At 49.8% G+C, this 26,724-nt stretch carries 22 protein-coding genes, 3 tRNA genes and 1 pseudogene; 8 read left to right on the top strand and 18 right to left on the bottom strand.

Translation table 11 applies throughout. The annotated features are described in order from the left end of the window. Nucleotides 1-109 (top strand): IS3 family transposase (locus J7439_RS26985; RefSeq protein ID WP_209201301.1); only part of this gene is annotated, 109 nt, incomplete at its 5' end. Between the two features lie 449 nt (nt 110-558). Here the strand turns inward: J7439_RS26985 and J7439_RS07965 are convergent. Next, nucleotides 559-635: transfer RNA gene (locus tag J7439_RS07965), tRNA-Pro, on the bottom strand. Between the two features lie 380 nt (nt 636-1,015). Between J7439_RS07965 and lon the strand changes: the two genes are divergently transcribed. The 6 genes from lon (at nt 1,016) to J7439_RS07935 (ending at nt 10,194) form a co-directional block, all read left to right on the top strand. Next, a complete protein-coding gene (gene lon / locus J7439_RS07960; protein ID WP_209201295.1) occupies nt 1,016-3,439 on the top strand; it encodes an endopeptidase La in 2,424 nt (807 codons plus the stop codon). Nucleotides 3,440-4,144: 705 nt separating this feature from the next. Beyond that, nucleotides 4,145-4,417: a nucleoid-associated protein HU-beta gene (gene hupB, locus J7439_RS07955; RefSeq protein WP_101746322.1), complete on the top strand. Its 273-nt coding sequence runs from the start codon at nt 4,145-4,147 to the stop codon at nt 4,415-4,417. A gap of 223 nt (nt 4,418-4,640) precedes the next feature. Beyond that, nucleotides 4,641-6,542 carry a SurA N-terminal domain-containing protein gene (locus J7439_RS07950; protein WP_209201294.1) on the top strand — a complete coding sequence of 634 codons (1,902 nt, stop codon included), beginning with the start codon at nt 4,641-4,643 and terminating at the stop codon, nt 6,540-6,542. 320 nt (nt 6,543-6,862) lie between these two features. Beyond that, the gene (locus tag J7439_RS07945) at nt 6,863-7,993 is read left to right on the top strand and encodes an S-(hydroxymethyl)glutathione dehydrogenase/class III alcohol dehydrogenase (RefSeq protein WP_209201293.1); all 1,131 of its coding nucleotides are present in this window, start codon (nt 6,863-6,865) and stop codon (nt 7,991-7,993) included. Between the two features lie 97 nt (nt 7,994-8,090). Continuing rightward, complete coding sequence (gene fghA, locus J7439_RS07940) at nt 8,091-8,927, top strand: S-formylglutathione hydrolase (protein WP_353623020.1); 837 nt, start codon at nt 8,091-8,093, stop codon at nt 8,925-8,927. Nucleotides 8,928-8,952: 25 nt separating this feature from the next. After that, the gene (locus J7439_RS07935) at nt 8,953-10,194 is read left to right on the top strand and encodes a hypothetical protein (RefSeq protein ID WP_209201292.1); all 1,242 of its coding nucleotides are present in this window, start codon (nt 8,953-8,955) and stop codon (nt 10,192-10,194) included. 164 nt (nt 10,195-10,358) lie between these two features. Here the strand turns inward: J7439_RS07935 and J7439_RS07930 are convergent, their stop codons facing one another. From J7439_RS07930 to J7439_RS07900, 7 genes are all read right to left on the bottom strand, one after another. Beyond that, a complete protein-coding gene (locus J7439_RS07930; RefSeq protein WP_209201291.1) occupies nt 10,359-11,501 on the bottom strand; it encodes a hypothetical protein in 1,143 nt (380 codons plus the stop codon). Nucleotides 11,502-11,569: 68 nt separating this feature from the next. Beyond that, on the bottom strand, nt 11,570-12,184 hold the full coding sequence (locus J7439_RS07925) for a hypothetical protein (protein ID WP_209201290.1): 615 nt from the start codon (nt 12,182-12,184) through the stop codon (nt 11,570-11,572). Between the two features lie 346 nt (nt 12,185-12,530). After that, nucleotides 12,531-13,154 (bottom strand): hypothetical protein, encoded by a 624-nt coding sequence (locus J7439_RS07920; protein WP_209201289.1) that lies wholly within the window; start codon nt 13,152-13,154, stop codon nt 12,531-12,533. 841 nt (nt 13,155-13,995) lie between these two features. Then, on the bottom strand, nt 13,996-14,523 hold the full coding sequence (locus J7439_RS07915) for a hypothetical protein (RefSeq protein ID WP_209201288.1): 528 nt from the start codon (nt 14,521-14,523) through the stop codon (nt 13,996-13,998). A gap of 86 nt (nt 14,524-14,609) precedes the next feature. Then, complete coding sequence (locus J7439_RS07910) at nt 14,610-14,924, bottom strand: HigA family addiction module antitoxin (protein WP_209201299.1); 315 nt, start codon at nt 14,922-14,924, stop codon at nt 14,610-14,612. Nucleotides 14,925-14,933: 9 nt separating this feature from the next. After that, complete coding sequence (locus J7439_RS07905; protein WP_209201287.1) at nt 14,934-15,221, bottom strand: type II toxin-antitoxin system RelE/ParE family toxin; 288 nt, start codon at nt 15,219-15,221, stop codon at nt 14,934-14,936. Nucleotides 15,222-15,396: 175 nt separating this feature from the next. Then, nucleotides 15,397-16,017, bottom strand: a complete 621-nt coding sequence (locus J7439_RS07900) for an outer membrane beta-barrel protein (RefSeq protein ID WP_209201286.1) — start codon at nt 16,015-16,017, stop codon at nt 15,397-15,399. 376 nt (nt 16,018-16,393) lie between these two features. Between J7439_RS07900 and J7439_RS07895 the strand changes: the two genes are divergently transcribed. Next, nucleotides 16,394-16,951, top strand: coding sequence for a recombinase family protein (locus J7439_RS07895; protein WP_209201285.1), 558 nt, complete (start codon nt 16,394-16,396; stop codon nt 16,949-16,951). 13 nt (nt 16,952-16,964) lie between these two features. Here the strand turns inward: J7439_RS07895 and J7439_RS07890 are convergent, their stop codons facing one another. The 10 genes and pseudogenes from J7439_RS07890 to J7439_RS07850 all read right to left on the bottom strand — a co-directional run bounded on the left by J7439_RS07890 (nt 16,965) and on the right by J7439_RS07850 (nt 26,587). Continuing rightward, nucleotides 16,965-17,273 carry a HigA family addiction module antitoxin gene (locus tag J7439_RS07890; RefSeq protein WP_353623021.1) on the bottom strand — a complete coding sequence of 103 codons (309 nt, stop codon included), beginning with the start codon at nt 17,271-17,273 and terminating at the stop codon, nt 16,965-16,967. A gap of 210 nt (nt 17,274-17,483) precedes the next feature. Then, nucleotides 17,484-18,500 (bottom strand): type II toxin-antitoxin system antitoxin DNA ADP-ribosyl glycohydrolase DarG, encoded by a 1,017-nt coding sequence (gene darG, locus J7439_RS07885; RefSeq protein ID WP_209201283.1) that lies wholly within the window; start codon nt 18,498-18,500, stop codon nt 17,484-17,486. A 4-nt stretch (nt 18,501-18,504) separates the two neighbouring features. After that, nucleotides 18,505-19,155, bottom strand: coding sequence for a type II toxin-antitoxin system toxin DNA ADP-ribosyl transferase DarT (gene darT, locus J7439_RS07880; RefSeq protein WP_209201282.1), 651 nt, complete (start codon nt 19,153-19,155; stop codon nt 18,505-18,507). Nucleotides 19,156-19,185: 30 nt separating this feature from the next. After that, entirely contained in the window at nt 19,186-19,899 is a 714-nt protein-coding gene (locus J7439_RS07875; RefSeq protein WP_209201281.1) for a M48 family metallopeptidase, read from the bottom strand. A gap of 26 nt (nt 19,900-19,925) precedes the next feature. Continuing rightward, a complete protein-coding gene (locus J7439_RS07870) occupies nt 19,926-23,285 on the bottom strand; it encodes a type I restriction endonuclease subunit R (protein ID WP_209201280.1) in 3,360 nt (1,119 codons plus the stop codon). A 2-nt stretch (nt 23,286-23,287) separates the two neighbouring features. Further along, entirely contained in the window at nt 23,288-24,523 is a 1,236-nt protein-coding gene (locus tag J7439_RS07865) for a restriction endonuclease subunit S (RefSeq protein ID WP_209201279.1), read from the bottom strand. Then, complete coding sequence (locus tag J7439_RS07860; protein WP_353623019.1) at nt 24,523-25,602, bottom strand: N-6 DNA methylase; 1,080 nt, start codon at nt 25,600-25,602, stop codon at nt 24,523-24,525. The genes J7439_RS07865 and J7439_RS07860 overlap by 1 nt, the downstream gene beginning before the upstream one ends. Nucleotides 25,603-25,787: 185 nt before the next feature. After that, nucleotides 25,788-26,081: pseudogene (locus tag J7439_RS26385) on the bottom strand (type I restriction-modification system subunit M N-terminal domain-containing protein); the annotation flags it as partial. 278 nt (nt 26,082-26,359) lie between these two features. After that, nucleotides 26,360-26,450: transfer RNA gene (locus J7439_RS07855), tRNA-Ser, on the bottom strand. 46 nt (nt 26,451-26,496) lie between these two features. Next, nucleotides 26,497-26,587, bottom strand: a tRNA-Ser gene (locus tag J7439_RS07850). Nucleotides 26,588-26,724: the final 137 nt, after the last annotated feature.

The following is a 26,724-nucleotide window of genomic DNA, read 5'->3' as shown; positions in this document are numbered from 1 at the left end:
GGCAATTTTTGAGTATATCGAAGTGTTTTATAACCGTCAGAGAAAGCATTCGACTAATAGCTACCTGGCACCGTTCGTGTATAAGCAAAAACTTGCCAAGGCAGCGTAAAAAAGTGTCCGGAAAATCCTTGCCATATCAGATTTCAAAAAATTCCAGTTCAAGGAGTTTGCTGAAATCTGGAGCGAAGAAATTGACAAGCTTCTGAATTCTTAAAATTACCCTCCGTATTCTTCCAGCCAAGTCAACTGGTTGGAACCATCCAAGTAAAATTTTCGTCAGAAACGATTTTCCCAATATTTCTTCACTACAATCCTGACTGTAGCTCTGTAATTTTTTCAGATGTTCCAGGGGGTTAAGCTCTATTTTTTTAGAGAGTCTTCACGAAATGGTTTTTTTTTAGGAAAAAGTGTCCATAAATCCAAAATAATCAGGAATACTTACAGTAAAAAATGTCCACAAATTTTAGGGTATATGAGTAAAAATAGAGTGGTTTAAGGCACAAAATGTCCAAACAGACATTTTTTAAAATTACGGATAAGAGATAAGTAAAAAAGATTTGGTCGGAGCGAGAGGATTTGAACCTCCGACCCCCACAACCCCATTGTGGTGCGCTACCAGGCTGCGCTACGCTCCGACTCTCCTGAAGAGTCGATGCGACGTCTCTTCCGAATGACTGTTATGTTACCTGAACGAAGTTCTTTTGCAAGTTCTTGATGTTGCAAGATTCTTTATCCCGGGCTTGAGTGCTGATCAAGCGTCCCTTAGCCGTTTTCAGGAGACGGAAAGACGTGGCTATTGTAATTTAGCCGGAAAAGCCCCATCTTAGAGACAATGGCCGGTTTTACAGATGCCTGAGACTGTATTCAGGTACTTCTGCTGTAGGCTGACCATTGATTAAACACGTAATAGATCGTGTCCTGAATGCCTGCCAGGTTTTCATTTTCCAGTTTTCAGCCAGCCAACAGGCTGGTGGATGGCAGGCTTTATTGATATTGAACATATAGGGGCTGAGCTATGGATAATAAAGATACCCTGCAACCATCAGAGCACTATGAATTGCCGTTGTTGCCCCTCCGTGATGTGGTAGTCTACCCGCATATGGTGATCCCGCTGTTTGTCGGCCGGGAAAAATCCATCCAGGCGCTGGACCTGGCAATGTCTGGTGACAAGAGAATTCTGCTGGTAGCCCAGAAAAGTGCCCAGACCGATGACCCTCAGGTGGAAGACCTGTTTTCTGTGGGCACCGTTGCCAGCATCCTGCAATTACTGAAGTTACCAGACGGTACGGTAAAAGTTCTGGTGGAAGGTGAGACTCGGGTAACGATTGACTCGATCTTTGAAGACGATGGGCTGGTTAAGGCGAAAGTTCATGAGCAGCTGTCTGAGCAGATCAGCGACCGGGAAGGTGAGCTGCTGGTTCGTTCTGTAATGTCTCAGTTTGAGCAGTATGTGCAATTGAGCAAGAAAGTACCGAATGAGGTGCTTAGCTCATTATCCGGTATCAAAGACCCGGCCAAGCTGGTGGATACCATCAGTGCACATATGCCAATGAAGATCGAAGACAAGCAGAAAATGCTTGAGATTATCGATCTGGGCGACCGGTTGGAGTATCTGATTGGTATTATGCAGGGTGAGATGGATTTTCTGCAGGTGGAAAAGAAAATCCGTGGTCGCGTCAAGAAACAGATGGAGCGCAGCCAGCGTGAGTATTACCTGAATGAGCAGATGAAAGCCATTCAGAAAGAGTTGGGAGATATGGACGATGCGCCCAACGAGCTGGAAGAGCTGAAAGCGAAAATTGATCAGGCGGGTATGACCCTGGAGGCCAGGGAAAAGACCCTGGCGGAACTGGCCAAGCTGAAAATGATGTCGCCGATGTCCGCAGAGGCAACGGTGGTCAGGGGCTATATTGACTGGATGCTCAGTGTTCCCTGGAAAAAGCGCAGCAAAGTCCGCCATGATATGAAGCGTGCCCAGGATATTCTTGAGGCTGATCACTACGGGCTGGAAGAGGTCAAGGAACGTATCCTTGAATATCTTGCCGTGCAGAAGCGGGTTCGTAAACTGAAGGGGCCTGTGCTCTGTCTGGTGGGACCTCCCGGGGTTGGTAAAACGTCACTGGGTGAGTCACTGGCCAGGGCGACGAATCGCAAGTTTGTCCGTATGGCGCTGGGTGGCGTTCGTGATGAAGCGGAAATCCGCGGTCACCGCAGGACTTACATTGGCTCCATGCCGGGTAAACTGATCCAGAAGATGGCGAAGGTTGAAGTGAAAAACCCGCTTATCCTGCTGGATGAGATCGACAAAATGGGCTCTGATATGCGTGGTGATCCGGCTTCAGCGTTGCTGGAGGTGCTGGACCCTGAGCAGAACAACTCATTCAATGATCATTATCTGGAAGTGGATTACGATCTTTCCGATGTTATGTTTGTCTGTACCTCCAACTCCATGGATATTCCCGGACCGTTGCTGGACCGTATGGAGGTAATCCGTATTCCGGGTTACACCGAGGATGAGAAACTCAATATTGCCAAGCGTTATCTGGTACCCAAGCAAATCAAGCGCAGTGGCCTCCGTAAGGGTGAGCTGTCCTTTGCTGATGATGCAGTGCTGGATATCATCCGCTACTACACCAAAGAAGCGGGTGTCCGTGGACTTGAGCGGGAAATTGCCAAGGTCTGTCGCCGGGCGGTAAAACAGGAAGCGCTGTCTGAAAAGGACCGCAAGAGCGCGGTTACCACGGAAGTTCTTGAAGACTTCCTGGGGGTTCGCAAGTTCACCTATGGTCGGGCAGAAGATCAGGATCAGATCGGTCAGGTAACCGGCCTGGCCTGGACATCGGTTGGCGGCGAGTTGCTGACCATTGAGTCGGTAGCGGTTCCTGGCAAAGGGCAGATTATCAAAACCGGCTCCCTGGGCGATGTGATGCAGGAGTCAATCCAGGCGGCATTAACGGTGGTTCGCTCCCGTTCTGCCGCCATGGGTATTGAGCCTGATTTTCATCAGAAGAACGATCTGCACATTCACGTTCCTGAAGGCGCAACGCCAAAAGATGGTCCAAGTGCGGGTATCGGTATGTGTACCGCCCTTGTGTCCATTCTGACCGGGATTCCGGTTCGGGCAGATGTTGCCATGACCGGTGAGATTACCCTCCGGGGGCAAGTCCTTGCCATCGGAGGTCTGAAAGAGAAACTTCTGGCAGCCCATCGTGGTGGTATCAAGAAGGTGCTGATTCCTGAAGAGAACCGTCGCGACCTGAAAGAGATCCCTGACAATATCAAGGATGACCTGGAGATTATTCCGGTTCAGTGGATTGATGAAGTTCTGGAAGTGGCTCTGTCGTATATGCCCGAAGCCCTGCCAGAAAAAGCACTGGAAGTTACCGATTCCGAGCAGAAAACCGGCCAGAAAAGTGATGAACGTGTCAATACCCACTGACCGTTGAATGTGAAGACCGCCCTGTATTGGGCGGTCGTTCAGTAATGACGGGGCTTTCCGGTGGATTCTTCAGTTGACATGACGGCCGGACGATTGGTATAAATTGCCGCTACTTCGGATCAGGAGTTAGGTCGAAGCCATAGAGTCAGGTTGTCAGCTCAATTGTTAGACAACTTTATACTAATGCGGATAAAAGTAGACTTCTTTTACCGGAATTACCGAACAGGTACAAGCTGTAACCGGTTATTTGCTTTCATATGACCCTCCCGACAAGAAACGCAGTAATTATTCTGCTTCCCCGATTTGATGTGCCTTCGGGTTACTGTCTTTTCAGTACCTCCGGGGGAAGCGGGTTTCCCGCCAGACTTCTTGAATCCAGTCAGACAATTTGCTTGACGGCAGATTATCAGACTTCATACTGCCCCGGTGTTATCGTTCGCTGTGAGTGTTCGATGGTTGTCATTGGCACAATGAGTTCTGGTGATTATTTTCAGTGGTTTTAGATCAAATTGGCTGGTTGGCAGGCTATTAATGACGAAGGTGCATGTATGGTGCTTGTTTTTCACAGGAAAATACAGCAGCATATCGGTCGCACCTGATAGGGTAGATGACAGAAGACCGGTAAATTACTCAGTTGCCAGCACGCTTTCTGTGTCTATCCTCTGTTAATGATTGAAAACGCATCCTACTTAGAAGGGGAATAGAGTGAACAAGTCCGAGCTTATTGATGCTATCGCTGCATCTGCAGACATTTCTAAGGCTGCCGCTGGTCGAGCCCTGGACGCCGTGATTAACTCTGTCACTGGTGCACTGAAAAATGGTGAGCAGGTTGTTCTGGTAGGTTTTGGCACATTTTCTGTGAAAGAGCGTGCCGCTCGTACCGGCCGTAACCCACAGACTGGTGAGCCGATTGAAATCGCCGCTGCCAGAATTCCAAGCTTCAAAGCTGGTAAGGCTCTTAAGGATGCCGTGAACTGATCTGGTAGGGTTCACTGTTACTGGTATAGCGCTTTAATCGGTTCTATTTCATCAGGTGGACAAGGCAGGGTTCCACATGAATTATTCCAGGGGAGTTGTCTGCCGGTTCACCAGAAAGCGCATCCGAGGATGCGCTTTTTTTTTAAACCCGGTCTTCGCCAGGCTGGGAGAAGAACAAGGGATATGCTCTGCTGTCTCAACGGCCCTGGTACCTGAGGTTATTATGCTGCAATCGATGAGGGACAAAGCGAAGAGTTGGGTGACATTTGTTGTCGTCGGCATCATCGCTTTTATGATGGCCATTACTGGTCTGGAAACGCTTGCGCCCAATCCAAACAACCCGGAAGTGGCGTCAGTCAATGGTAAGGATATAACCCGGGCAGAGCTGGCTCAGGCTGTTGACCAGCAGCGGCGGGTTTTGATTCAGCAAATGGGCGGTCAGTTTGATCCCGCAATGCTGGACGATCAGTTACTGCAAAGCTCGGTTCTTGAAGCCCTGATTGATCGTCAGTTGCTACTGCAGAACGCTGAAGATCAGAAAATGGATATTGGCAAAGCCCAGATTGATAAGCTGATCGTATCCATGCCGCAGTTTCAGCAAAACGGCCGTTTTGATGCCGACCGTTTTCAGATGATGGTTCGCAGTTATGGCATGACACCATTGCAGTTCCGCGACGCCATCCGTGAAGAAACGCTCTTACAGCAATTACGCGCCGGGGTTGCCAATACCGAATTTGTGACGGCAGAAGAACTCAAACGACTGCAGAGTCTTGAAGGTCAGACCCGGGACCTCACCTGGGTTGTGCTGTCGGCGGAACCGGTTCGTCAGGCCATTACGCCTGCCGATGAAGAGATCACTAATTATTATGAAGCTAACTCGAATCAGTTTATGACGCCCGAGCAGGTTGTCGTAAACTACGTGGTTCTGAACAAGGGTGATATAGCCAGGGGTATCGAAGTCTCTGCTGAAGATATTGAAGCTGAATACCAGTATCGTATCGAGCAGTTGCAGCAACAGGCTGGCAATAATGCCCATGTCTCAGTCATCCTGATTCAGACCGGTGAAGATCGCACCCTTGATGAAGCGAAAGCCCGGGCTAATGAAGTGGTTGCCAAACTGCAAGCCGGAACCGGGTTTGCCGAGTTAGCCAGGTCCTATTCTGATGATCCGATGACCGCTGAGAACGGCGGTGATCTGGGGGCTGTTGAGCAGGGCTTCTTTGGCGATGTTTTTGACAATACCGTTGCGGGTTTGAACGTTGGTCAGGTATCTGAGCCCATCGAAACGGACTTCGGTATACAGATCCTGAAAGTAACTTCCCGTGATGAAGCAGATGTACCATCGCTGAATGAGATGCGCGCAGATATTGAAGCAGCACTCAAGCAGAATGAAGTTGACTCTCTGTTTATTGAACAATCCAGACAGCTCGCGGATATCAGCTTTGAGGCTTCCGACCTGGCTCAGCCAGCAGAGCAGCTGGGCCTGACCGTAATGACCAGTGAGCCCTTTGGTCGAAACGGTGCTGAATCGGGTATTGCCGCCGATCCCCGGGTATCGGCAGCGGCTTTCAGTGATGATGTATTGGATCTTGGTGCCAATAGTGAGCTGATAGAGATTACTCCGGAACAGGCTGTCGTGGTCAGGGTCAAGGAACACAAAAAACCTGAGCTTATACCCCTTGCTGATGTGCAAGAAACCATCGTTAATGCCCTGAAGAACAGCCGCGCACGACAACAGCTGGCCAGCCGTGCAGAGCAGATGGTAACGGCCCTGCAGTCCGGAACAGCGCTGAACGTGCTGGCTGATGAACAGATGCTGGACGTGGTTGAGAGCCCTGCAACCAGCAGGAATATGCCCGGTGTGCCTGCACAGCTCCTGCAGGAAGCCTTTAAGATGCCTCATCCAGGAAACAGTGTCTCCTATCGCTCAGTTACTCTGGCAAATGGTGATTATGCAGTGGTTGGCCTGAGCGCCATCTACCCCGGTGAAGCAGTGGCAAATCCTGAGCAGCTCAAAGGACTGGGACAGTTTATTGCCGCAGGCAACGGGCGCGTCATGTTTGATGAGTACCTTGCCAGTCTGAAGGAGAGAGGTAAGGTAAAAATCCTGCTTGATAATCAATAATGAATTGAGTTTGGATTCAGCATCCCGGAGGCCACCGAAAGGTGGCCTTTGCCGTTAAGAAGAAGAAAAAAATTGTCCTGATGGTTTTCCTGTTATCAGGTGGCGAGTAGGCATAGCCTCTGCGGTCATCTTCCTGCCAACAAGTCAACCAGCGCTCGATTATCCAGTAAGGGATGGCGAGCATAACGACATGCTCACCCTGAGCCGCCGTAGCCGTGTTCCTGATCTCCCCTTGCAGCGTCTCCTGTCATTGTTAAACTGTTGGTTTCAGCTATGGTTTTCGGTGTTGGTCTAAAAATAAGTGATATTGGGGAATAGTAATGTCCGATCAATTTATTAAATCAAAAGCGGCCATTGCCTGGGGACCAGGCCAACCGTTGTCGGTCGAAGAAGTCGATGTGATGTTACCAAAGGCTGGCGAGGTGCTGGTTCGCATCGTTGCTACAGGTGTTTGCCATACCGATGCCTTTACCTTGTCCGGTGATGACCCGGAGGGGGTATTTCCTGCCATTCTTGGTCACGAGGGTGGCGGGATTGTCGAACAGGTGGGTGAGGGCGTGACCAGCGTTGCCGTTGGTGATCATGTAATTCCACTCTACACACCGGAGTGTGGTGAGTGTAAATTTTGCCGTTCGGGTAAAACCAATCTCTGCCAGAAAATACGTGAAACCCAGGGAAGGGGGCTGATGCCCGACGGTACGACCCGATTTTACCAGGATGGTCAGCCCATTTATCACTACATGGGGTGTTCAACATTTTCCGAATATACGGTTTTACCCGAGATTTCACTGGCAAAAGTCAGCCCTGATGCACCTCTGGAAGAAGTCTGTCTCCTGGGTTGCGGGGTCACTACCGGTATGGGGGCCGTATTAAAGACCGCAAAGGTACAGCCCGGGGACACCGTTGCAGTCTTTGGTCTTGGCGGTATTGGTCTATCGGCCATCATTGGTGCCAGAATGGCCGGTGCTGGCAGGATTATCGGGATTGATATTAATGAGAAAAAATTTGAACTGGCCAGCAAGTTGGGAGCCACTGACTGTATCAATTCAACGTTGGTTGAGAAACCGATTCAGGACGTGATCGTCGAGATGACCGATGGTGGTGTTGACTTTTCCTTTGAGTGTATCGGGAATGTTAACGTTATGCGTTCTGCACTTGAGTGCTGTCACAAAGGCTGGGGTGAGTCGGTTATCATCGGTGTCGCGGGTGCTGGCCAGGAAATAGCCACCCGTCCATTCCAGCTGGTGACCGGGCGTGTATGGCGTGGATCCGCATTTGGAGGAGTGAAAGGCCGCTCTGAGCTGCCGGGCATTGTAGAGCAATATTTGGCGGGTGAATTCAGGCTTGACGATTTTATCACCCATACCATGGCATTAGAGGAGATCAACAGGGCGTTTGATCTGATGCACAAGGGCGAGAGTATTCGCTCTGTGATCCATTACCGGCAATAAGTAGTTGGTTAACTACTTAACTGCACCATCGGTTATTTTTTTCACCGGGGCTTTACGGTTTTTTTCAGTAAAGCCTGTCCCGTATTGAGCAAGGTCTATGTCTTTGGAGAATATCAGCAGTAATAAGCTGTTTGGTGGCTGGCATAAACAGTACACCCACGACTCACAAACCCTTAACTGCAACATGCGTTTTGCCATCTACCTGCCTCCTGAAAGCCAGAGCAAAACGGTTCCCGTTCTGTACTGGTTGTCCGGGCTGACCTGTACCGATGAGAATTTTATGCAGAAGTCAGGAGCCCAGCGGGTAGCTTCAGAGTTGGGCATTGCGATTGTTGCACCGGATACCAGTCCCAGGGGGGATGATGTTCCGGATGATCCTGATGCTGCCTACGACTTCGGGCTTGGTGCCGGGTTTTATGTGAATGCTACCCGGCAGCCATGGCGTCAACACTATCAAATGTATGATTATGTGGTTTCTGAGCTGCCAGAACTTATTGAACAACAGTTTCCTGTTAATGATAAACGGAGTATTGCCGGTCATTCCATGGGCGGTCATGGTGCGCTGGTGATTGCTTTGCACAACCCTGATCGTTACTCATCGGTGTCTGCTTTCAGTCCGATCTGCAATCCGGTCAATGCGCCATGGGGACAAAAAGCATTTATGGGCTATCTTGGTAATGATCGCGAGCAATGGAAACACTATGATGCCTGCGAGCTGCTGAAAATATCACCTGAAGCGGTTCCAGCACTTGTGGATCAGGGCAGCAGGGATACTTTTTTGCACGAACAGTTGCATCTGGATGCATTAAAAAAAGCAGTTGCAGACACAGGGTATCCAATGACCATAAGGATGCAGGAGGGATATGATCATTCCTATCATTTTATTGCCACATTTATTGAGGATCACTTAAGATTTCACTCACAAAAGTTTTGAAAATTAATATGACAGGGCGACAATAATGCTTGGTAATATAGCTTATCGAGATTGTATGCAGGGAATATTGTATAAAGAGTTAGCCAAGGATGGTTATGATATAACTCCAGAATTATCTAAATATCTTATTGATGAAATAGAAAAAATAAATGTTAAATCGCTTGAGGAGTATTCGATTACTTACATTAATAAAAAGCTCGATGCCATTACCAATTGTCAATATATTCCTGTTTCTCTAATAGATGATCTGGAATTATCGGGCGTATTAAAAATGATGCTTAATGGTTCAGGGCTGCATGGTTTGGATATTCAACGCAAGATAAATAATGGCTTGAAACGAGAGTTTGATAAAGATCATCCAAATCCATTTCATATGAAAGTATGGCTGGATATTGGGGCGAAAATAGATACTGAAGTTAAAAATAAACTGGATTCAGGCCTGAAAAGAATGATAGAGAGCAATAACCCCTTTTTTGCCAGAGGCTGGTTGTCTCTGGGGGCGATGATACCCGACTTTCAACAGAAACTTAATGAAGGTTTGCAAAAAGCTACTACAGTGACTAAAGCTAAACAATGGTGCGATCTGGGAGCCTCGGTAGATAGTGACGTCCAACTGAAATTAAATGAATGGTTAAAACAATCCCTGAAACAGAAGCTTGCATCTGACGTACTAGATTGTGTGGCAATGGGGGCAACCCTGGAAAATCTTCAGCAACAACTTGATGATTTTCTGGCCAGTATGCTTCTTGAAGATAGACCTGATCCGACAGATGCTGTCTATTTAAAAGAAGCTGGGGCGAAAATTAAACCTGAGTTTCAAACGATTCTTGATTCAAATCTGGAAAGGGCTGCCCAGGAAAATAGTATTACGGAATTTAAGCTTTGGCTGAAACTGGGTGCCAAAAAAACCGATAAAACGAGGCATTTCATAAATCTTGCCGCCCAGTATTATGCAGAAGATAATAATACCCCAGGTGTAAAAGAATGGATAGGTTTAGGTGCAAACAACCCTTACAGTCAGGACAATCTTAATGCAATGCTTCAGGCAAAACTCCAGGATAATCAACCTAATTCTGCTGCATATCTCCTCGAACTGGGTGCAGAGGTTTATTTTGATATACAAGCTGAGCTGAACGATGGATTACTCAGGGCAATAAATGATGATGGCAGACCTTTTTTAATAAGAGAGTGGTTGGATATGGGGGCAAGATTGAGTCGCAGGCAGTTTTGTAAGCGAGTAGAAAAAGCAGATGTATCATCTAATTGATGCTTCCATTCAACTCTTATTACAAATGCCCATGGCGCGTGAAAATATTTTGCGCCACCCTCAGGAATGAAAAATGGTTACGCAAAATATTTTTCACGGCAAAAGTTGCTGCCTGAGCAGTCAATATTTATGTCAATGTAAACGTAATATAGATGTTGTCAGTTTCATGGATTTTGCGGAATTCCCATGCAAGTCTGGTTTGACCAAATATCCAGAAGACTGAGACCAACAGCTTCATGTCCTGAAATAGTTGATCGTTTATGCAGGGGATAATGTTGTTCGATCTGGGCTGTATGTATTTCATCATCTTTTTGACTGACAGGTAAAGAGGGGGACGTTGTTGAAAATTCTGCCAACTTTTTATTAGCTGCTGACTTTGCCACTTTTAATGCCAATGCTTCGCTCATGCCTTTTTTTATTGCCGATTGATAGGCTCTATACCTTGCCAGCTTTATGGCACTCTTCATCTTGTATCTATCGGATGCGGCGTATCTGGCTCTGGTTTCTCTTCCTTTTGCCGATTTTTCGTATTTGGCACTGGCTCTGGCATTGGTTTCCTTGCCTTTATCGGATTTTTTATACTTTGTACTGGCCTTGGCCATGCATACCTTTCCTTTATCAGTTGCAAGGTATCTGGCCTTGCTTGCCTTGCCTTTAGCGGATGCGATGTATCTGGCCTGGCATGCCTTGCCTTTAGCGGATGCGGCGTATCTGGCCCGGCTGGCTTTAACAGATGCTTTTGTTCTTCCTGGTTTATTAATTTCGTAAGCGTAAGTCTCTTCAGGTGCAGGGAGTATCAGTTCACCGGATCCGCAATATGCAGTTGCATTATACTGCATCGGTTCAGTGAAAACTTGCTGGTCAGTGCATTTATCTAACGCCCCAACTATAGCAACGGGATGCAATGACTGCTGAGGAAAAGTAACTGATGAATAGACCGGAGGTAATTGCTGGAAGCCTGTTGAGGTTGAATTCGTGGAGAAAAAATGATCATCTAAAAATTCATAAGGGGGGGAGGTATCAAGGTTATCTTGTGAATAAAACCCGGAAGGCCCTAATGTATTTTCAATCAGTGGTAAAGTAGAAATTGAGAAATCGTCCAGCGCTCTTGCAGAACAGGGAATGCCCTGGTTTGTGAATTGCCGATTTAATTCTCCAGATTGATAAGGGGCCGGTGTTTGCAAAAAATACCCATGCCAGTTCAAGTGTGAATCTGGAGCAGCAGTTGTTGGTAAGTAATTTACCGGCAACTCCTGAAAACAGGAAAGTCCGGAAATATTATTTGGGTCTGTGTTAAATATGTTCATTGAATCATTGAATTATCGAATTATCGAATTATAGGCTAAGACCGCTTCATCCTGTTAAAGTTCCTTATTTACCGAACACCCTTCGGTGAGTCCTTCAGTGCTCTACGTAAACGGGATTTTTTACGAAACAGCCTTCTGTGCACTCTTTGGCGCTCAGCGAAATCAGGATCATTCTGAATACGCTGCCTTTTGTGTTCTCTTTCCAGCTCTGCGTAAATTGGATCTTTGCGAAGCTCCCTTTTACGGTCCCTTTGCTGAGCCCTTTTGCGATCCCTTTGACGTTGCCTTTGTTGTTCGTTCAGGTGCTGTTTTTGTCGCTCTTTTTTGTGATGCTTATGCTGCCTGGCGTACGTGTGATCTTTGTAAAACGCCCTCTGTCGTTCAACTATTGAAGAGTTACCTTCGGCAATGTCTTCTGCCCTTGATGCCCGCTTCAGGTTTGGCCGGTTAACTTCACCAACTGGTTGTACATCTTTTGGCTCAGAGCTTTTGGCAAGATTTGTTAACTGGTCTCCCTGATTCGATTGGTCCGCTGGTGTTGGTTTACTGATTTCAAACTTGTTCTCCGGTAACCATAACGGCTGAGTCATGCTGATGTCTGACATTGGTGATGGCAGATTATTAGTGGGCTCATTACCAGGATTCCATAGTATATATTCATCAGGAATTGATTGCGCTTTCATGGGATTGTCAGTGTCAGGAAAGGCTGTTTTCCCGATTAGCACTGAAGGTTCGATTTTATAATCATGCAGTAGATTAAGAGGCTTAACGTTATTTCTCTGAATGTTTGAAGAGCTATGGTAAACAGAAAGAGGTGTGTCCATAGCCTGAACAGGCATACCTTGATAGGCAGGCTCTTGTTCACGTTTGCAAAATTGATCTTCTTGATTAAATAAATCCCATGAACCAAAATAAAGGTCGTAAAAGTCAAGGTTAAATGTAGGCGAGTTGTTGTAGTTGTCCATTGAGTTATTGAATTATTGAGTTAAGTCTTCGGACTACTCCCTCTTATAAAAGCTCCTCTCTTCATCAAGAGTCCTTTTGAAGTTTATTTTCAAGCGCCTCTTGCCGCTTCCTCAGGTGCATCAGGATGCTCACTCTGTTGCGACGATCCTTTGCCAACTCCATGCGGCGTTTCCTTTCGCGCTCTACATTGGCGGGATCTTTTCGATACTCCCTTGACCACTGCCTTGCCTTCTTCCTTTCGTGCTCTACATAAGCGGGATCTTTCCGACGCTCCCTTGCCTTCTCCCTTGCCTTCTCCCTTGCCTTCTCCCTTGCCTTCTCCCTTGCCTTCTCCCTTGCCTTCACCCTTTGGCGCTCTGCATAGGCGGGATCTTTCCGAAGCTCCCTTGCCCGCTCCCTTGCCTTCTCCCTTTGGCGCTCTGCATAAACAGGATCTTTGCGACGCTCCCTTGCCCACTCCCTTACCTGCTTCCTGCGGTGCTCTGCATAAGCGGGATCTTTCCGACGCTCCCTTGCCTGCTCCCTTTGGCGCTCCATATAAGCAGGATCTTTGCGACGCTCTCTTACCCACTCCCTTTTGCGCTTCCTGAGCTGCTTCATGTAATTGGGATCTTTGCGACGCTCCTTTTGGCAAGGCCTTTTGCACACACTTTGGCAGTCAACTATTGAAGCATTAGTATCAGTCACTGCTTCTGCTGGGGTACTCTGGTTATCACTTGTCGTTTGGTGTAGGTTTAGCGGGTTAACTACAGCATCTGCTGGTAAATCTTGCAGATTAGAGAGTATGGCTGGAAAATCAGTTAACTGATAACCCGGATTTGAATGGTGCGCTGGCATGGGTTTCTCAATCTCAGGCTTGGTCCCCGTTAAGAAAGGTTGAATGGAATTGGTGTGTGGTATTGATGATGGTTCATCGTTAACGTTTTTATTACCAGAATTCCAGGGTCTACATTCACTGGAAGTATATTTTGTCATCTCAAACATATCGTTTAATAATGAGTCTGATGAATTATCTGGTGTTAGTGTTTCAATATTATATGCACTCAATGGATTAAAACCGAGAGCCTCATTCTGGTCTATATCTGACTGACTATTGAAAACAGAATAAGTGGGTAGCACCTGAACAGATATACCTTGATGCGTAAATTGTTTTTCATGTCTACTGTCTTGATACTGCGGTTCAACTAAAATGTTATGATAAAGTTCTTCAAAAGCAATATCAAAAAAAGACAGGTTATTATGGAGATTCATCAATTTATTGAAGTATGTAATTGTTGAATTACAGATTAAGACTTTCTGATTTTAGAAAAGTTCATTATTGACAATACTTTCTTTCAGGCTGGTTTCTGTTTCACCGCCTGCAGTGCTCTTTGGAACGATTGTCACATTTGTGTCGAGTTTAATGGGTTCAGGATTTCCCGTTTTTCGATTTTTTCCCATCCTGTTGTTTTATCTGCATCAGGGCTTGCGGATAGCGGACGATCACTTCCTGTCAATACTCATAATTTAAAGCTCTGCCTTTTGTCCATCAGTGACGGCCAGGATTGCGGGTAGGGGGTCTGCGATGTTGCGGGCGAACTTTTATTTTGTCACGCGCAGCCTGGTGATTAAGCCTTTCCACCCCGCCGGGTATAAGTTTGTCGTCTGCGGATTCAGACTGTTTCGTTATTTTCTCTGGTTCCGTAACAGACGCTTCCTGATTGTCTTCTTTTGTACCGGCAGAATCATATTCAGTCTCGAACTCGCTGTCACTGCCTTGCGATTCCCCGGTTAACGCTCTTTTTGCAAATACCGCTTGTAATTCACCCTGCATATCTAAGGGGGCTGCGGTGCGCTCTGTGATTTTTGTCTTTACCAGCGCCTCTGGCTCCTGACCTGTGGAAGCCTGAGAAATAGTGGCTGTATTCGATTCTTGCCAGTTTTGCACTTTCCGACTGTTGAGGAAGCAATTCGCAGCACTGGCCAGAGCGATCAAGGTTTTCAGAGGGCCTTTGTGAGACTGTAAAGTTTCCGCGTAGACTCCTCTGGCGGCTTCGGTTCTTTCTGTTATTTTCATTATCTCTATTCCATGAGGTTTGATAGTCTTTCATCGTACGATCGAACAGTAATCTTTAGTGGTTCTCTGGTATAAAGACGAAAATTTCAGGCCTGTTTCTGCCGTTGGACGGGCTCTATACGCCCAATGTCATCTTGCTCGGCCTGTTGCACCTTGAACAGATCCCATCGTTGCTGGAGGTTTAGCCAGAAGTCGGCGGACATGCCAAAAAAACGGGCAAGGCGCAGGGCTGTACTGGGGGTAAGCCCCCGTTTGCCATTAACCAGCTCATTGACCCGCTGATAAGGGACATGAATCGCTGTAGCAAGCTCTTGCTGGGTGATGTTCATTGGCAGTAGAAACTCCTTCCGCAACATTTCGCCAGGATGAGTGGGTGCCCGGTTGGTTGGAATACGCGTCATCATTGCCTCCTAATGGTAATACGTGATTTCAACATCAGCCGGACCAGAGTCGCTCCATGTAAAACAAATACGGTATTGATCGTTAAGCCGGATGCTGTATTGGTCTTTGCGATGCCCGGTTAGTGCCTCCAATCGATTGCCTGGCGGAACTTTCAGGTCATCAAGCGATACCGGCGAATCAAGCTGGTCCAGCTTGCGGCGGACAATACGCAACAGTGACTGAGGGCAGGCTTTACGAGCATGACGGGAAGCGACACCGTTAAACAGATCCACAATGGCCTTGAAAGAAACGATCATATTGACATGATAGCACGGATGTCATGCTATAGGATGGTTTTAACAGGAAGGTCATCGTCTGCCCAGTTTTGCAAATAATACGGAAATCAATGATGCAGATACTGCCCGAGATAAAGTCCAGGCTGGTGAAATTTTGATTTGATACCAGCCTCCGGTTAAGAGGCCGGTTAATTGTTTAATAGAATACCTTGGCAAATAAACGGGTGAGGTTATTATCTGAAGTAGTGTGATAGTCCAAGCCTAATGCCCAGTCATCATTCACTACATATTCGGCACCGATGTTAAAGAAATTGCTTTTATCAAGTAGTTTTTCATTGTAATCCTGATATGCATAGCCTGTTGTTAGCCAAAGGCCCCGCTCAAGATGGAACCGCACATCCAGTGACGCGGTATAGGAGGTGATCTCGGTTTTAACTTCGCCAGAGCCCAGGGTTGCTGTCGAATCTGTTCTGCCAACAGCGATGCCGGGAAGAATATCAAGACGCTCAGTTGGTGAGATAACGAATTTGCTGCCAACAAAATAGATATGTCCATCAAGGTCGGCGTCATTGACTAATTCATCATCATTCACTGAAGAGTAGGCGTAACCCGCTTCAAGGATAAACGGCAGCGAGTCAAGTTTGTAAGCCCCTCGAACAAACCAGCTGGTTTCATCAATGGTTAGTTCATCAATTTCAGAGTTCCCAAATCCAGCCCCGACTGTGATATGAGAATAATTGTAATTTTCTCCGGCATTTACCAGTGTTGAAGCAACCAGTGATGCTATGGCAGTGAGCATGAAAAGAGGCTTTCCCATTCTGCTTCCTTATTGTTTGTGTTGTCTGTTTTTGTATTAGTCTGCATTGTATGTGCTGTGCAATCATACCTGTGATAAAGCTGACAATCACGATATTTGACGTTCATACTTACGCCTGTTTTTTAACAAATGGCAGAATGCCGGATTGTTGCTTTTTTCCATCGTACGGCACAGTTCGTGGACGAATGATGGGGGGGAGTCTTACGGTGGATATTCAGAGTAGGCGTTAAAAAGAGTACTTGCTGGACACGTTTTCCTGCCCACGTAACCCACTGATCTGCCGTGTCCAATAAAGTCTCTGCTGGCCAATTGGACATAATGTCAATCTGAGTCTAGTTTTTCCTTTACTCAAATAAGCAGTAATGGAAGTAGATTCATGAAAGGCCAGAATGTCGGATACCTCCGGGTCAGCAGTCTTGACCAGAACACCACCCGCCAGCTTGATGGCATCGAGCTGGATACCAGCTTTGAAGATCATTGCAGCGGCAAAGATACCAACCGGCCTCAATTAAAAGCCTGCCTGCGTCATCTCCGTAAAGGTGACCGCTTGCATGTGCATTCCATAGATCGCCTTGCCCGCAGCCTTAAGGACCTTCAGGAATTGGTGGAGAGCCTGACCGAACAGGGTGTCAGCGTCCAGTTCCATAAAGAAAACCTGATCTTTTCCGGTGACAGTAACCCAATGCACAAGCTGATGTTCCAGATGATGGGGGCTTTTGCCGAGTTTGAGCGGAGCATGATTCGGGAACGGCAGCGGGAAGGCATTGCGGCTGCCAGAAAGCAGGGGAAGCAGATCGGGGCAAAACCGAAGCTGTCTTCTGAACAGGTTGATGAGCTGAAAAGGCGTGTAGCTATTGGTGATCAGAAGAAAAGCCTGGCGCAGGAGTATGGTATTAGCAGGCAGACGCTGTACAACTTGTTAACCAGCGCATAACGATAAGTTTAGGTCAGATTCTTTGTTGGACGGGCTCTATACGCTCGATGTCATCCTGCTCTGCCTGCTGCACCTTGAACAGGTCCCATCGCTGTTGCAGGTTCAGCCAGAAGCCTGCGGACATGCAAAAAAAGCGGGCAAGCCGAAGGGCGGTGCTGGGAGTGAGTCTCCGTTTGCCATTGACCAGCTCATTGACCCGCTGATAAGGGACATGAATCGCCATAGCCAGCTCTTGCTGGGTTATGTTCATTGGTAGCAGGAACTCTTCCCGCAGCATTTCGCCAGGGTGAGTGGGAGTTCGGTTAGTTGGAATTCTTGTCATCATATCCTGCTAATGGTAATCCGTGATTTCAACATCAGCCGGGCCAGAGTTACTCCATACAAAACAAATCCGGTATTGATTAGTATGTCAGAAACTGTATTGGCCTTTACGATCTTCGGGCAGCGCTTCCAGTCAAATGATATATCTGTATGCCTATAAAATTTAACGGGCCAGAATTTTAGCCCGTTAAAAACCAGCCCCCGAATAGCCTTAGTGCCCCAGATGTGTCAACACCACCTCAATATGAGCAGGCTTAAACATCTGCCCCTTACGTTTTGACCAGTTCTGGATGCGTGCCATAACATCCTGCGAGTCCACAATACCTTCACGCCGGTTAATCCAGTGGACGGAGGTCAGGAGTTCCATGCCATAGGGCGTTTCATAACCATCAATCAGCCTGGAGACTTCTTCCAGCCGTGAAAGGGCATCAGGATCAGTGCCAATATAAGCTTCAGCTTCATCGACGGCCCCAGACAGTAACTCTATTTCCCGTTCCTGGTTCTCATCGTCGCCTATACCGGAAATAAAGTGACCTTCCATTTTCTGCAGCAGAAAGCGCAGGTTGGTGGCATAGGGACCATAGTGAAAGGCTTCATACTTCAGCTTCAGGTCTTCACCCTGCTGTTGCAGAAGATAGGCCAGCTTATGAATTTCCAGCAGGGTAAGCCGGTAATCAAACCGATGGTAACGCTGCATCAGCAGAATCAGTAATGCCTGGGCGCGGGTCATCGCTGGCCTGCGGGTGCTGATGGGCTGGTCTCCTGCTGCCGGAGCCTCTGCCGGTTCATACAGTTGCACCTCCACATCGGGCAGGGCGGCAAAGGCTGCTTCAATTCTGGGCTTTATCTCCGACCATTGCAGGCCTCCCAGTCCACAACCAAGGGGCGGGATGGCGATGCTGCGAATGCCCCGGGACTGTACTTCTTCAACCAGTGCCGCCAGGCCGGATACCACATCTTCCATCCGGGAATTGTGCCGCCAGTGTCTTTTGGTTGGAAAGTTGATAATGGTCTTATGGTTGAGCATGTCATCATACTCAAATACAAACATCTGCCCGGGGACCACCTGGTTTTGCCTGCAGGCTTTCTGGTAGGCCGCAAAGTTTTCCGGAAAGGCTTTTTTGAACTGAAGGGCGATACCTTTGCCCATATAACCAACACAGTTCACCGTATTAACCAGTGCCTCAGCATCAGACTTCAGCAAATTTCCTTTGGTAAGCTTGATCATATTGTTAACTCTGGTAATACCACTGTGGCACGACCCGAACAGGGGGAGAATAGGTATCGGGGAACCGGTTAAGCATTTCCCTGACCCTGCCAGCCATCTCATCATTAATCACTGCGATGCCCTTGACCATCGACCAGGGTAAGGATCGATGGATAAGAAACTCAGCCTGCTTCCGTCGTTTACGGTCGTTGTCTTCCAGTGTATCGGTCCACTCACGGTTCAATATCAAAGGCCAGTCTAGCTGATTCAACTGGGTCAGGTCATCATACCACTGGGTAAAGGCGGCAATGCCGTGGCCATCAGTAAAAACAAAGCGGGCACCGGCATCAGCAATTTCATGAGCCCAGCAGACCAGGTAGATCAGTGGTGCCTGTCCTTCACGGTAATCCCCGACACCGCTTTTACTCAGCTTATAAAGCATGGGAGACAGCGGCCCAAGATAGAAGGGCAGGTAGTCATGAACCACTCCACCCGGACCACAGGGCACTATCTTGTGATGGCGGCGTTCCTGGATGGCAGCATCATGGATGGTTTTGTATGTCAGCCCGTCTTCCGGGGCAAAGTTGGGTGCATGGAGGGCCTGTCGCTGCAGCAGCGTAGCCAGACAGTCAATATGAACCAATCGGTAAAGCCGAACCGGGTCAGGTATGGTCATCCCTTACTCCTTTGATAGTGCCATCCATCATTACACCTCAACCCCCAACCGTTCAATCTCCCCATGGCACCGTTGCCAGTCTGGGTAATGTTTCTCCACCAGATGCCAGAATGCCGGATTGTGGCTCTTCTCCACCGTATGGCACAGCTCGTGGACGATCACATAGTCCAGTACCGACGGGGCCAGCTCCATACAGCGGGGGTGAAACTCAAGGATATTGTCATCGGAACAACTGGCCCACCGGCCTTTGAACTTGAACAGCCGGGCCGAGACTGCCTGCAAACCGGTTGCCCGTTGCCAGTGGCGAACGCGGGGCAGCAGTTTCTCCTTGGCTTTACTGCGGTAAAACGCTTCAAGCGCCGGGTTCAGGGCTTTTCGGGAAATGCTGTCCCCCTGGGGCGACTGGATAAAGAAACGGCTGTTAGCAAAGCGGATCAACGGCTTGTTCAGTTCCTGAGCGGGTTGCACCTGGCAGTACCAGGTTTTGCCCCGGTAGAGAATCCGGCTGCCGGTGACGTACATCTCCTTGCAAGGCTGGTTCACTTCCTTCAATCGTTCCCGAATCCAGCGGGCCCGTTGGCGGATTAACTGTCGCTGCTCGGCCTCGGGAATGGCTTTGCCCCGCAACAACACCGGCCGACCGCGCTCGACGGTGATGTAGTGCCGCTTCAGCCCCGGTTCGGCCTGAAAAATCCACTCGATGGTGGTTGTCCCGTAAGCAAACAGTGGTTGTCCCGTAAGCAAACAACGGCATGGTAGCGAGCGTCCTGTCAGTTGTTCAGCAATATATGTAGCAGTTCGGTGGCGTGCTGACGAGCCACAGTCATATCCCAACCGGCCAGGGTGCGCAGCTGTTTGCGAATACAGGTTTGCAGCGGTTTGTGAATCTCCGATTTCTCCTGCCATACCGGGCTGGCGATGGTCTGGCTGATCTCCTGATCGGCAAACAGTGCCTGCGTCCACACGGCGGCGGTTTCACTATCATCGTTCAGTTGGCTGCGCAGGTAATCAAATACCGCCACCTCGCCCGGGGTATTGAACCCGGCCTGTTCACCGCCCGCTGCTTTCTCCCGCACCTGCTGGCAGAACAGTTCCAGTTGCAGCAAAAACTCCGCCTGCTCAATGCGGTTGGCCTTTTCGTCCGTCAACAGTTGCTCCAGTGCCTCCTGCAATTTTCCGAAGAAGCCGGGGTTCTTTCGCATGCCCACGGCGATGGTGTGCTTGAGCTGGTTTTTCATCACCAGCGCCTGACTGCCTGCGGCCTTGAGCTTGCGCAGGCGTTCCATATCACCGACATCCAGAATGGAGACCTCCCGCCCGATCAGGCTGCGTACCTCATCAGCGGCGATGTAATCGTCCAGCAGTTGTTGCAGCAGGGCCGACTCCCGCTGGCTCATTGGACCCTGATAGGCGTCATCGGGCAGACTCTGGCGCACGGCATCCTTGATCGCGGCCAGCACCTGAAAGAACGGTTTGTAGCGGGCACCCCGTTCATCGGGGAGCACGGTGTCGAGTCGGGCATTAAACGCCTTGAAGGCTGCGAGGAAGTCATCCACCACATCCAGTCGTACGTCTGGGTCAAGGTATTGCTCAGCGTCACGCTTGAAGGGTTCCGGCTGGTGGATCGGGTCGTGCTTTTTCGGCAACAGGTTCAGCACCTTTTGCAGTGCCGCTTCCAGCTTGGGCAGCTCGCTGTTGATATCGGTCCAGATTTGCTCTGGTTGCACGTCGCCGCTGTAGATTTTCAGGGCTTCGTCCAGGTACTCGACGACGCCGTAATAGTCGACAATGTACCCGGCATTCTTGCCTTTGCGGGTGCGGTTTACCCTGGCGATGGCTTGCAGCAGGGTGTGCTCTTTGAGGGGTTTGTCCAGGTACAGGGTGCTGACAATGGGGGCATCCCAGCCGGTCAGCAGCATATCAGAGACGATCAGCAGGCCAATATTACAAAACCGGATGCCCTGGCCATCGGGGGCATTGTCGTCATTCTGGCTTTCATCGCCGTAGGGTTTCTTAAACAGAGTGTTGACCAGCGCCGGAATCTTATCGCTGGGGACCGCCACAGGCTCTATCCCGGCACTGCATTCTGCCCGGATGCGCTCCTCAATGGTTTGCAGCTGTTTATCCAGTTGGTACTTACCGACAGCTTCCTGCACCTGATCGGCACCGGTGCGGCTGTCGGTGATATTGCCCAGGGAGATCACCACCCGGCTCTCGAAGGTCTCTTCGCCATTGGCGGCCCGCTGGGCCATGATCCGGTCAAGGGTGTCTTTGTAGCGCACCGCCATCTCCCGACCGTTGCAGACCAGCAACCCCTTGAACCCCCGGGCTTTCACCGACGACAGAAAATGACCGATCAAATGCCGGGTATTGGCCTCGATACGATCACTTGCCGTGCGTCGTTTCTTTAGCAGCGCCTGTTTGAGTTTTGCCTGCCGACCTTCGTCTTCCTGGCCGAAGGTGTCGGCAAAGGCGCTATCGAGTTGGTTATCGGTGGTTAGCTCGGTCATGCCCTCCTGGTATTTGATGGGCAGGGTGGCACCATCGGCCACGGCTTCGTCCAGGCGGTAGGTGTCGATATAGTCCCCGGCACCAAACTCCCGCAGGGTGTCCTTGTCGGTTTTGGCAATGGGGGTGCCGGTGAAGGCGATAAATCTGGCATTGGGCAGGCTGGCCCGCATAAATGCCGCCAGAAAGCCGTACTGACTGCGGTGCGCCTCATCCACCAGAACATAAAAGTTGGGCTTGGTGGAGAGCACCAGAAAATCGACCTTTTCCCGGCTGATCTCCTGCCAGAGCGGGGGCAGCGGTGTGCCGGTGTCGTCCAGTTTGGCAAAGTTGGCGTTGCTGTCTTCGCAGATAAAATAGTCGCCACCGTCTTCTACCCGGCGGATGCGGGTTTGGTGGTCGGCGCTGTCTTCTTCCGGGTCGTGCCGGGCGGCTTTGATGGGTTTGCCGTCGCGCTCCTGAAACTTCTGCACGGTGCTGGTGAAAATGCTGCCGTAGTCGTTGCCCAGCATCTGCTGTAACCCCGCCACCGACGGTGCCTTGAGTGGGTGCAGGCCGATATTGGTGAAGGTGTTGAAAATCTGCCGGTCCAGGTCGGTGCGGTCGGTCAACACCAGAATGCTGGGGTTATTCAGGCCCACACTTTCGGCCCGCAGGTAGCGGGCCAGATAGGCCATGGTCAGGGATTTACCACTACCCTGGGTGTGCCAGACCACGCCGCCGCGGCCAACACTGCCAACCACACCGTTGCGGTCAGCCCTGGTGAGCCTTGCCAGCGTCTTGCGCACCGCCCGCCACTGCTGGTAACGGGGCAGCTTTTTAACGGTGCGACCGTCTTCCACTTCAAACAGCACAAACTGGCAGACCAGCTCCACAAAGCGGGTCGGCTCAAACAGCGCCCACAGCAGGCGATCCTGTTCGCTGGGTTCCGTGCTAAGCCGTTGTCGTACGATGGCTTCTTCGGCATCGTCCAGCCGGTAGCGAAAGTAGAAGGCTTCCGGCGTGTAGATGGCACCGTAACGGGCCTGATTGCGGTTAATGGCCGCACAGACCTGGTTAAAGACAAAGTGGCGCGGGTGGCTGTTCTGGTAGGCAAGCAGCTGGTTAATGCCCTTGCTCAGTTTGATATGGCTGGCCTTGCACTCGATCATGGCCAGGGGCAGGCCGTTGATAAACAGCAGCAGGTCCGGCCGGAACTCGTCACCCTCGCTGTTGCTGCCAATATACTGATCCACCACATGGAAGCGGTTGGCGGTGGGGGTGTTCTGGTCGATAAAGCGCACGCTGTGGGCGCGGCCACGGGCATCCTTGAGCTGGATATTGCTGCCGTGGATCACCGATTCCCAGGCGTTCTGGTTCGCTTCCAGCAGGTTCTCCTGCCAGAACTTGCGCAGCTCCCGCAGGACGGTGGCGGTGGGGCTGTTGCCGCTCTCTTTTTGCAGCGCCGCCAGCCATGGGTTGAGGTGCAGTAACTGTTCAGCCAGCACATCTTCCAGAATGGGTGCCAGATGACGGTGTGCCTGCTGGCGGCCCACCTCGGTACCGCTGAGATGGGTGTAACCGAGTTTGACCAGCCAGGCAATGGCGGGTTTTTCCACGCCTTCCAGTTCCGGGTTATCCATGGTTAGTTGTCCTGCGGGTCGGGCTGTACACGGATTTGGCCAGTCAGGAGCTTTTGCATCAGGCCTTTTTTTAGCTGCTGGGTTTGGGTTTTTTGGCCTTGCAGGTTTTCCAACTTGCGGTCAACGGTTGAGAGGATACGGGCGATTTCTTTTTGCTCAGTCACGGGAGGAACAGACACGGATAGCTTGTGGATATCATTACGATTTACACCCGGTACACCTGTCTTTTCACTGAATTTTTTGAAGTCGATAGTTTGTAGCAAGTAATAAATGAACAGTCGATGATTTCCAAAAAATTCTTTGACCCATAGAGATGTGTTTAGTGGCCAATGGTTTTCTTCAACATAGAAAACCTCACCAATGGTGCCGTATCGGCCGGTAACCACTCCCGGCCCTTCAACCTGAAACTCATTATGGTAGCCGGCGATGCCACTGGATGAGATGATTGGTATATTACCGACCTCTCGATTTTGTGATGGTAAATCAAACCCTCTTTGTAAATAGGCCGCTTTTTCAAAAGGAATACATTGCCACCCCAGCGGTACCCGCCCCAACTCCGTATCCTGAAACTCGGTATGCGGCTGCCACCGGCCATCAGCATCCTGAGTGCCGACACCCTGGGTAAACAGCTTCTGCATCAACCCCTTTTTCAGGGTTTGGGTGGTGGTGATCTGCTGGTCGATCAGGGCCAGCTTGCTATCGACGGACGACAGGATACGGGCGATTTTTTTCTGTTCAGGCAGTGGGGGAAGTCCAAACTCGACGCTACCCACGATTGCAGTATTAAGGTTACCTTGAGTTCCAGTCTGTTTATATGTTTTGAATTCATCGGTTTTGGATGCTAAAAAATAGTACCAATATTCACGGTTTACTCTGTCTGGTAAGCTTTCAAACCATACAAAACCATCATGGATACAGACATCTGTATCCACAATAATGGGTACTCCTATCGTTGCACAGATAGTGAGAATGACCTCCCCAATATTTACTCGGACGCTCTTACTCACACCTTCTTCGGATAAAAAATCAACTGTTGTCCTCAGATATTTATTTGATTGAGTGACATCAGAAATTCGTACCCAACCAGTACTTCCACCGAACCACTTTGGGTTGCTGATTGGGCGCGGGGAAGCTCCTCGTTTGACATTACATAGTTGGCCAATTGTTGTGCATTCCCATTCAACTGGTACTTTTCTTACTGGGCTTGCCATACAAGGTTCGATAGTGGCAACTGACATCACACCACCTCCATATCAGGTGAAGCCACCGGCAATCCCAATTCAGACAAATACCCATCCAATTCCGCATCCACCTCTGCCAACTGCCCACTGATAACTGCCAACTGACCAAGCACCGCACCAATATCTACCTGCGCTTCAGCCTCCGAGGTGTCGATATACCGCGCAATATTCAGGTTGTAATCGTTACCGGCAATCTCACTCATGGGCACCAGACGACAGTATTTATCCTCTTCCACGCCATTATGAAAAGCAGCACTGTGCGCCTCATGAATATGGTCAATATCCTGCGCCCGCAAACTGTTCTGGTTCTTGCCCTCGGCAAACTCACCACTGGCATCAATAAAGATCACCTTGTCCTTAAGGTTGGCGGGCTTCTGCTTATTGATAACCAACACGCAGGCGGGAATGCCGGTGTTATAGAACAGCGCCTCCGGCAGTCCGATCACCGCCTCAATACGGTCGCCGGGCTGCTCGCTGGTGCCTTTCAGCAGACCCTGGCGAATCTTGCCCTCTTCGCCGCCACGGAACAGTACGCCGTGGGGCAGTACTACCGCCATACGACCATCGTCTTTCAGGCTGGCCAGCATATGCTGGACAAAGGCCAGGTCGGCATAGCCACGGGGCGGGATGCCGTAACCGAAGCGTCCGTAGCGGTCGTAGACCTCTTTCTTGTAGTTGGGGGCTACTTCCTTCTCTTTGCCATCTTTGCCCACTTTGGTTTTCAGGTTGACTTCCAGCGGCGTCCACCACTGTTTGGCGGAAAACGGCGGGTTGGCAATCACCCGGTCGAATACACGCACACTGTCCTGTTCGAGGTGCAGCGGCTCCACCAGGGTATTACCCCGGCGAAGGTCGGCGTTCATATTGTGCAGGTAGAGGTTCAGCTTGCCGATGGCCCACGTGCCCAGGTTGCGCTCCTGACCATACAGCGCCACATTCGGCCGCCCCATGATCTGGCCACCGGGTAGTTCCGCCACATGGTGGGCGCTCTCCACCAACATGCCGCCACTGCCAAAGGTGGGGTCGTACACGGTGTGGCCGGGCTGCGGGTCCAGCAGGCGCACCAGCAGCTGCACCACCGGCTTCGGGGTATAGAACTCGCCGCCTTTTTTACCCGCGTCGTCGGCAAACTCAGGTATTCGTAGGCATCGCCGAGCATATCGGCCTTGTACAGATGCTGGTTGCCCAGGTTGTAGCGGTTAAAATGGCGCAGCAGACGGGCCAGCAGGTCATCGCCCAGTTTGGCTTTATCGCCGAACTGAATGGCGGTGAGCACACCTTCCAGGTAGCTGTTGCGGGCTTCAATATCACCAAAGGCTTCGTCGATCACCTCGCCGATGTGCTCGGTGCGCTCAATAATGTAATCCCAGCGGGCATTCAGCGGCACAAAGTAGTCACCGTCTTCCTCTTCAATCTCCATGGCCTCTGCACGGGTGCAGTCTTCATCGGCCATAATGGCGGCAACCCGTTCCTCAAACACGTCGTTCAACCGCTTGAGGAAGATCAGGCCGAAGATGTAGTTCTTGAAGTCGGAGCTGTCGATGGAGCCGAGCATGATATTGGCGGACTCCCAGAGCCAGGATTCGAGGGTTTCGAGGGTGAGTTTTTGCGACATAAAAGGGTAACCGGTGGCGGGGCGGGAAAGCGGGGGTGTTGTTCCTGGTGCTTCTGTCGGCCCATTAGTAGTAAATGGTCGTTAGGTTACCGTAAAGGGAGTTGCAGTGGTATAGGGGGGTAAGACATATACCGAGATAGGGTGGTGAACAGTGATGAGTGGTGAAGAGGTCTTACAGTTCAGAAGATTATGACTGATTAAGCCGGGGAGTTAAGAAGTGGCGGAGGGACAGGGATTCGAACCCTGGGAAGGCTATTAACCTTCGCTGGTTTTCAAGACCAGTGCTTTCAACCGCTCAGCCATCCCTCCAAGGATGATTTTTCTGTCACGAAGTATGAAGAAAAGTATATAGATATGGCGGAGGGACAGGGATTCGAACCCTGGGAGGGCTATTAACCCTCGCCGGTTTTCAAGACCGGTGCTTTCAACCGCTCAGCCATCCCTCCGCGACGAGACGAATAGTACCTGAAATCAGGATTCTGTCAACGCCTTGATAAACGGTAATCTTTTTCTATGCTCCCAGCTCAGGAAATGTGAAAAGTAGTAGATAGTATTCAGATAGGCAAAATGTCAGGAATTGTTA

Origin of the sequence: Salinisphaera sp. G21_0, from assembly GCF_017744115.1 — a bacterium.
Lineage (GTDB): Bacteria > Pseudomonadota > Gammaproteobacteria > Pseudomonadales > Endozoicomonadaceae > Endozoicomonas.
The sequence above is the reverse complement of the archived record's forward strand: the minus strand, read 5'-3'. Positions and strand labels throughout refer to the sequence as shown.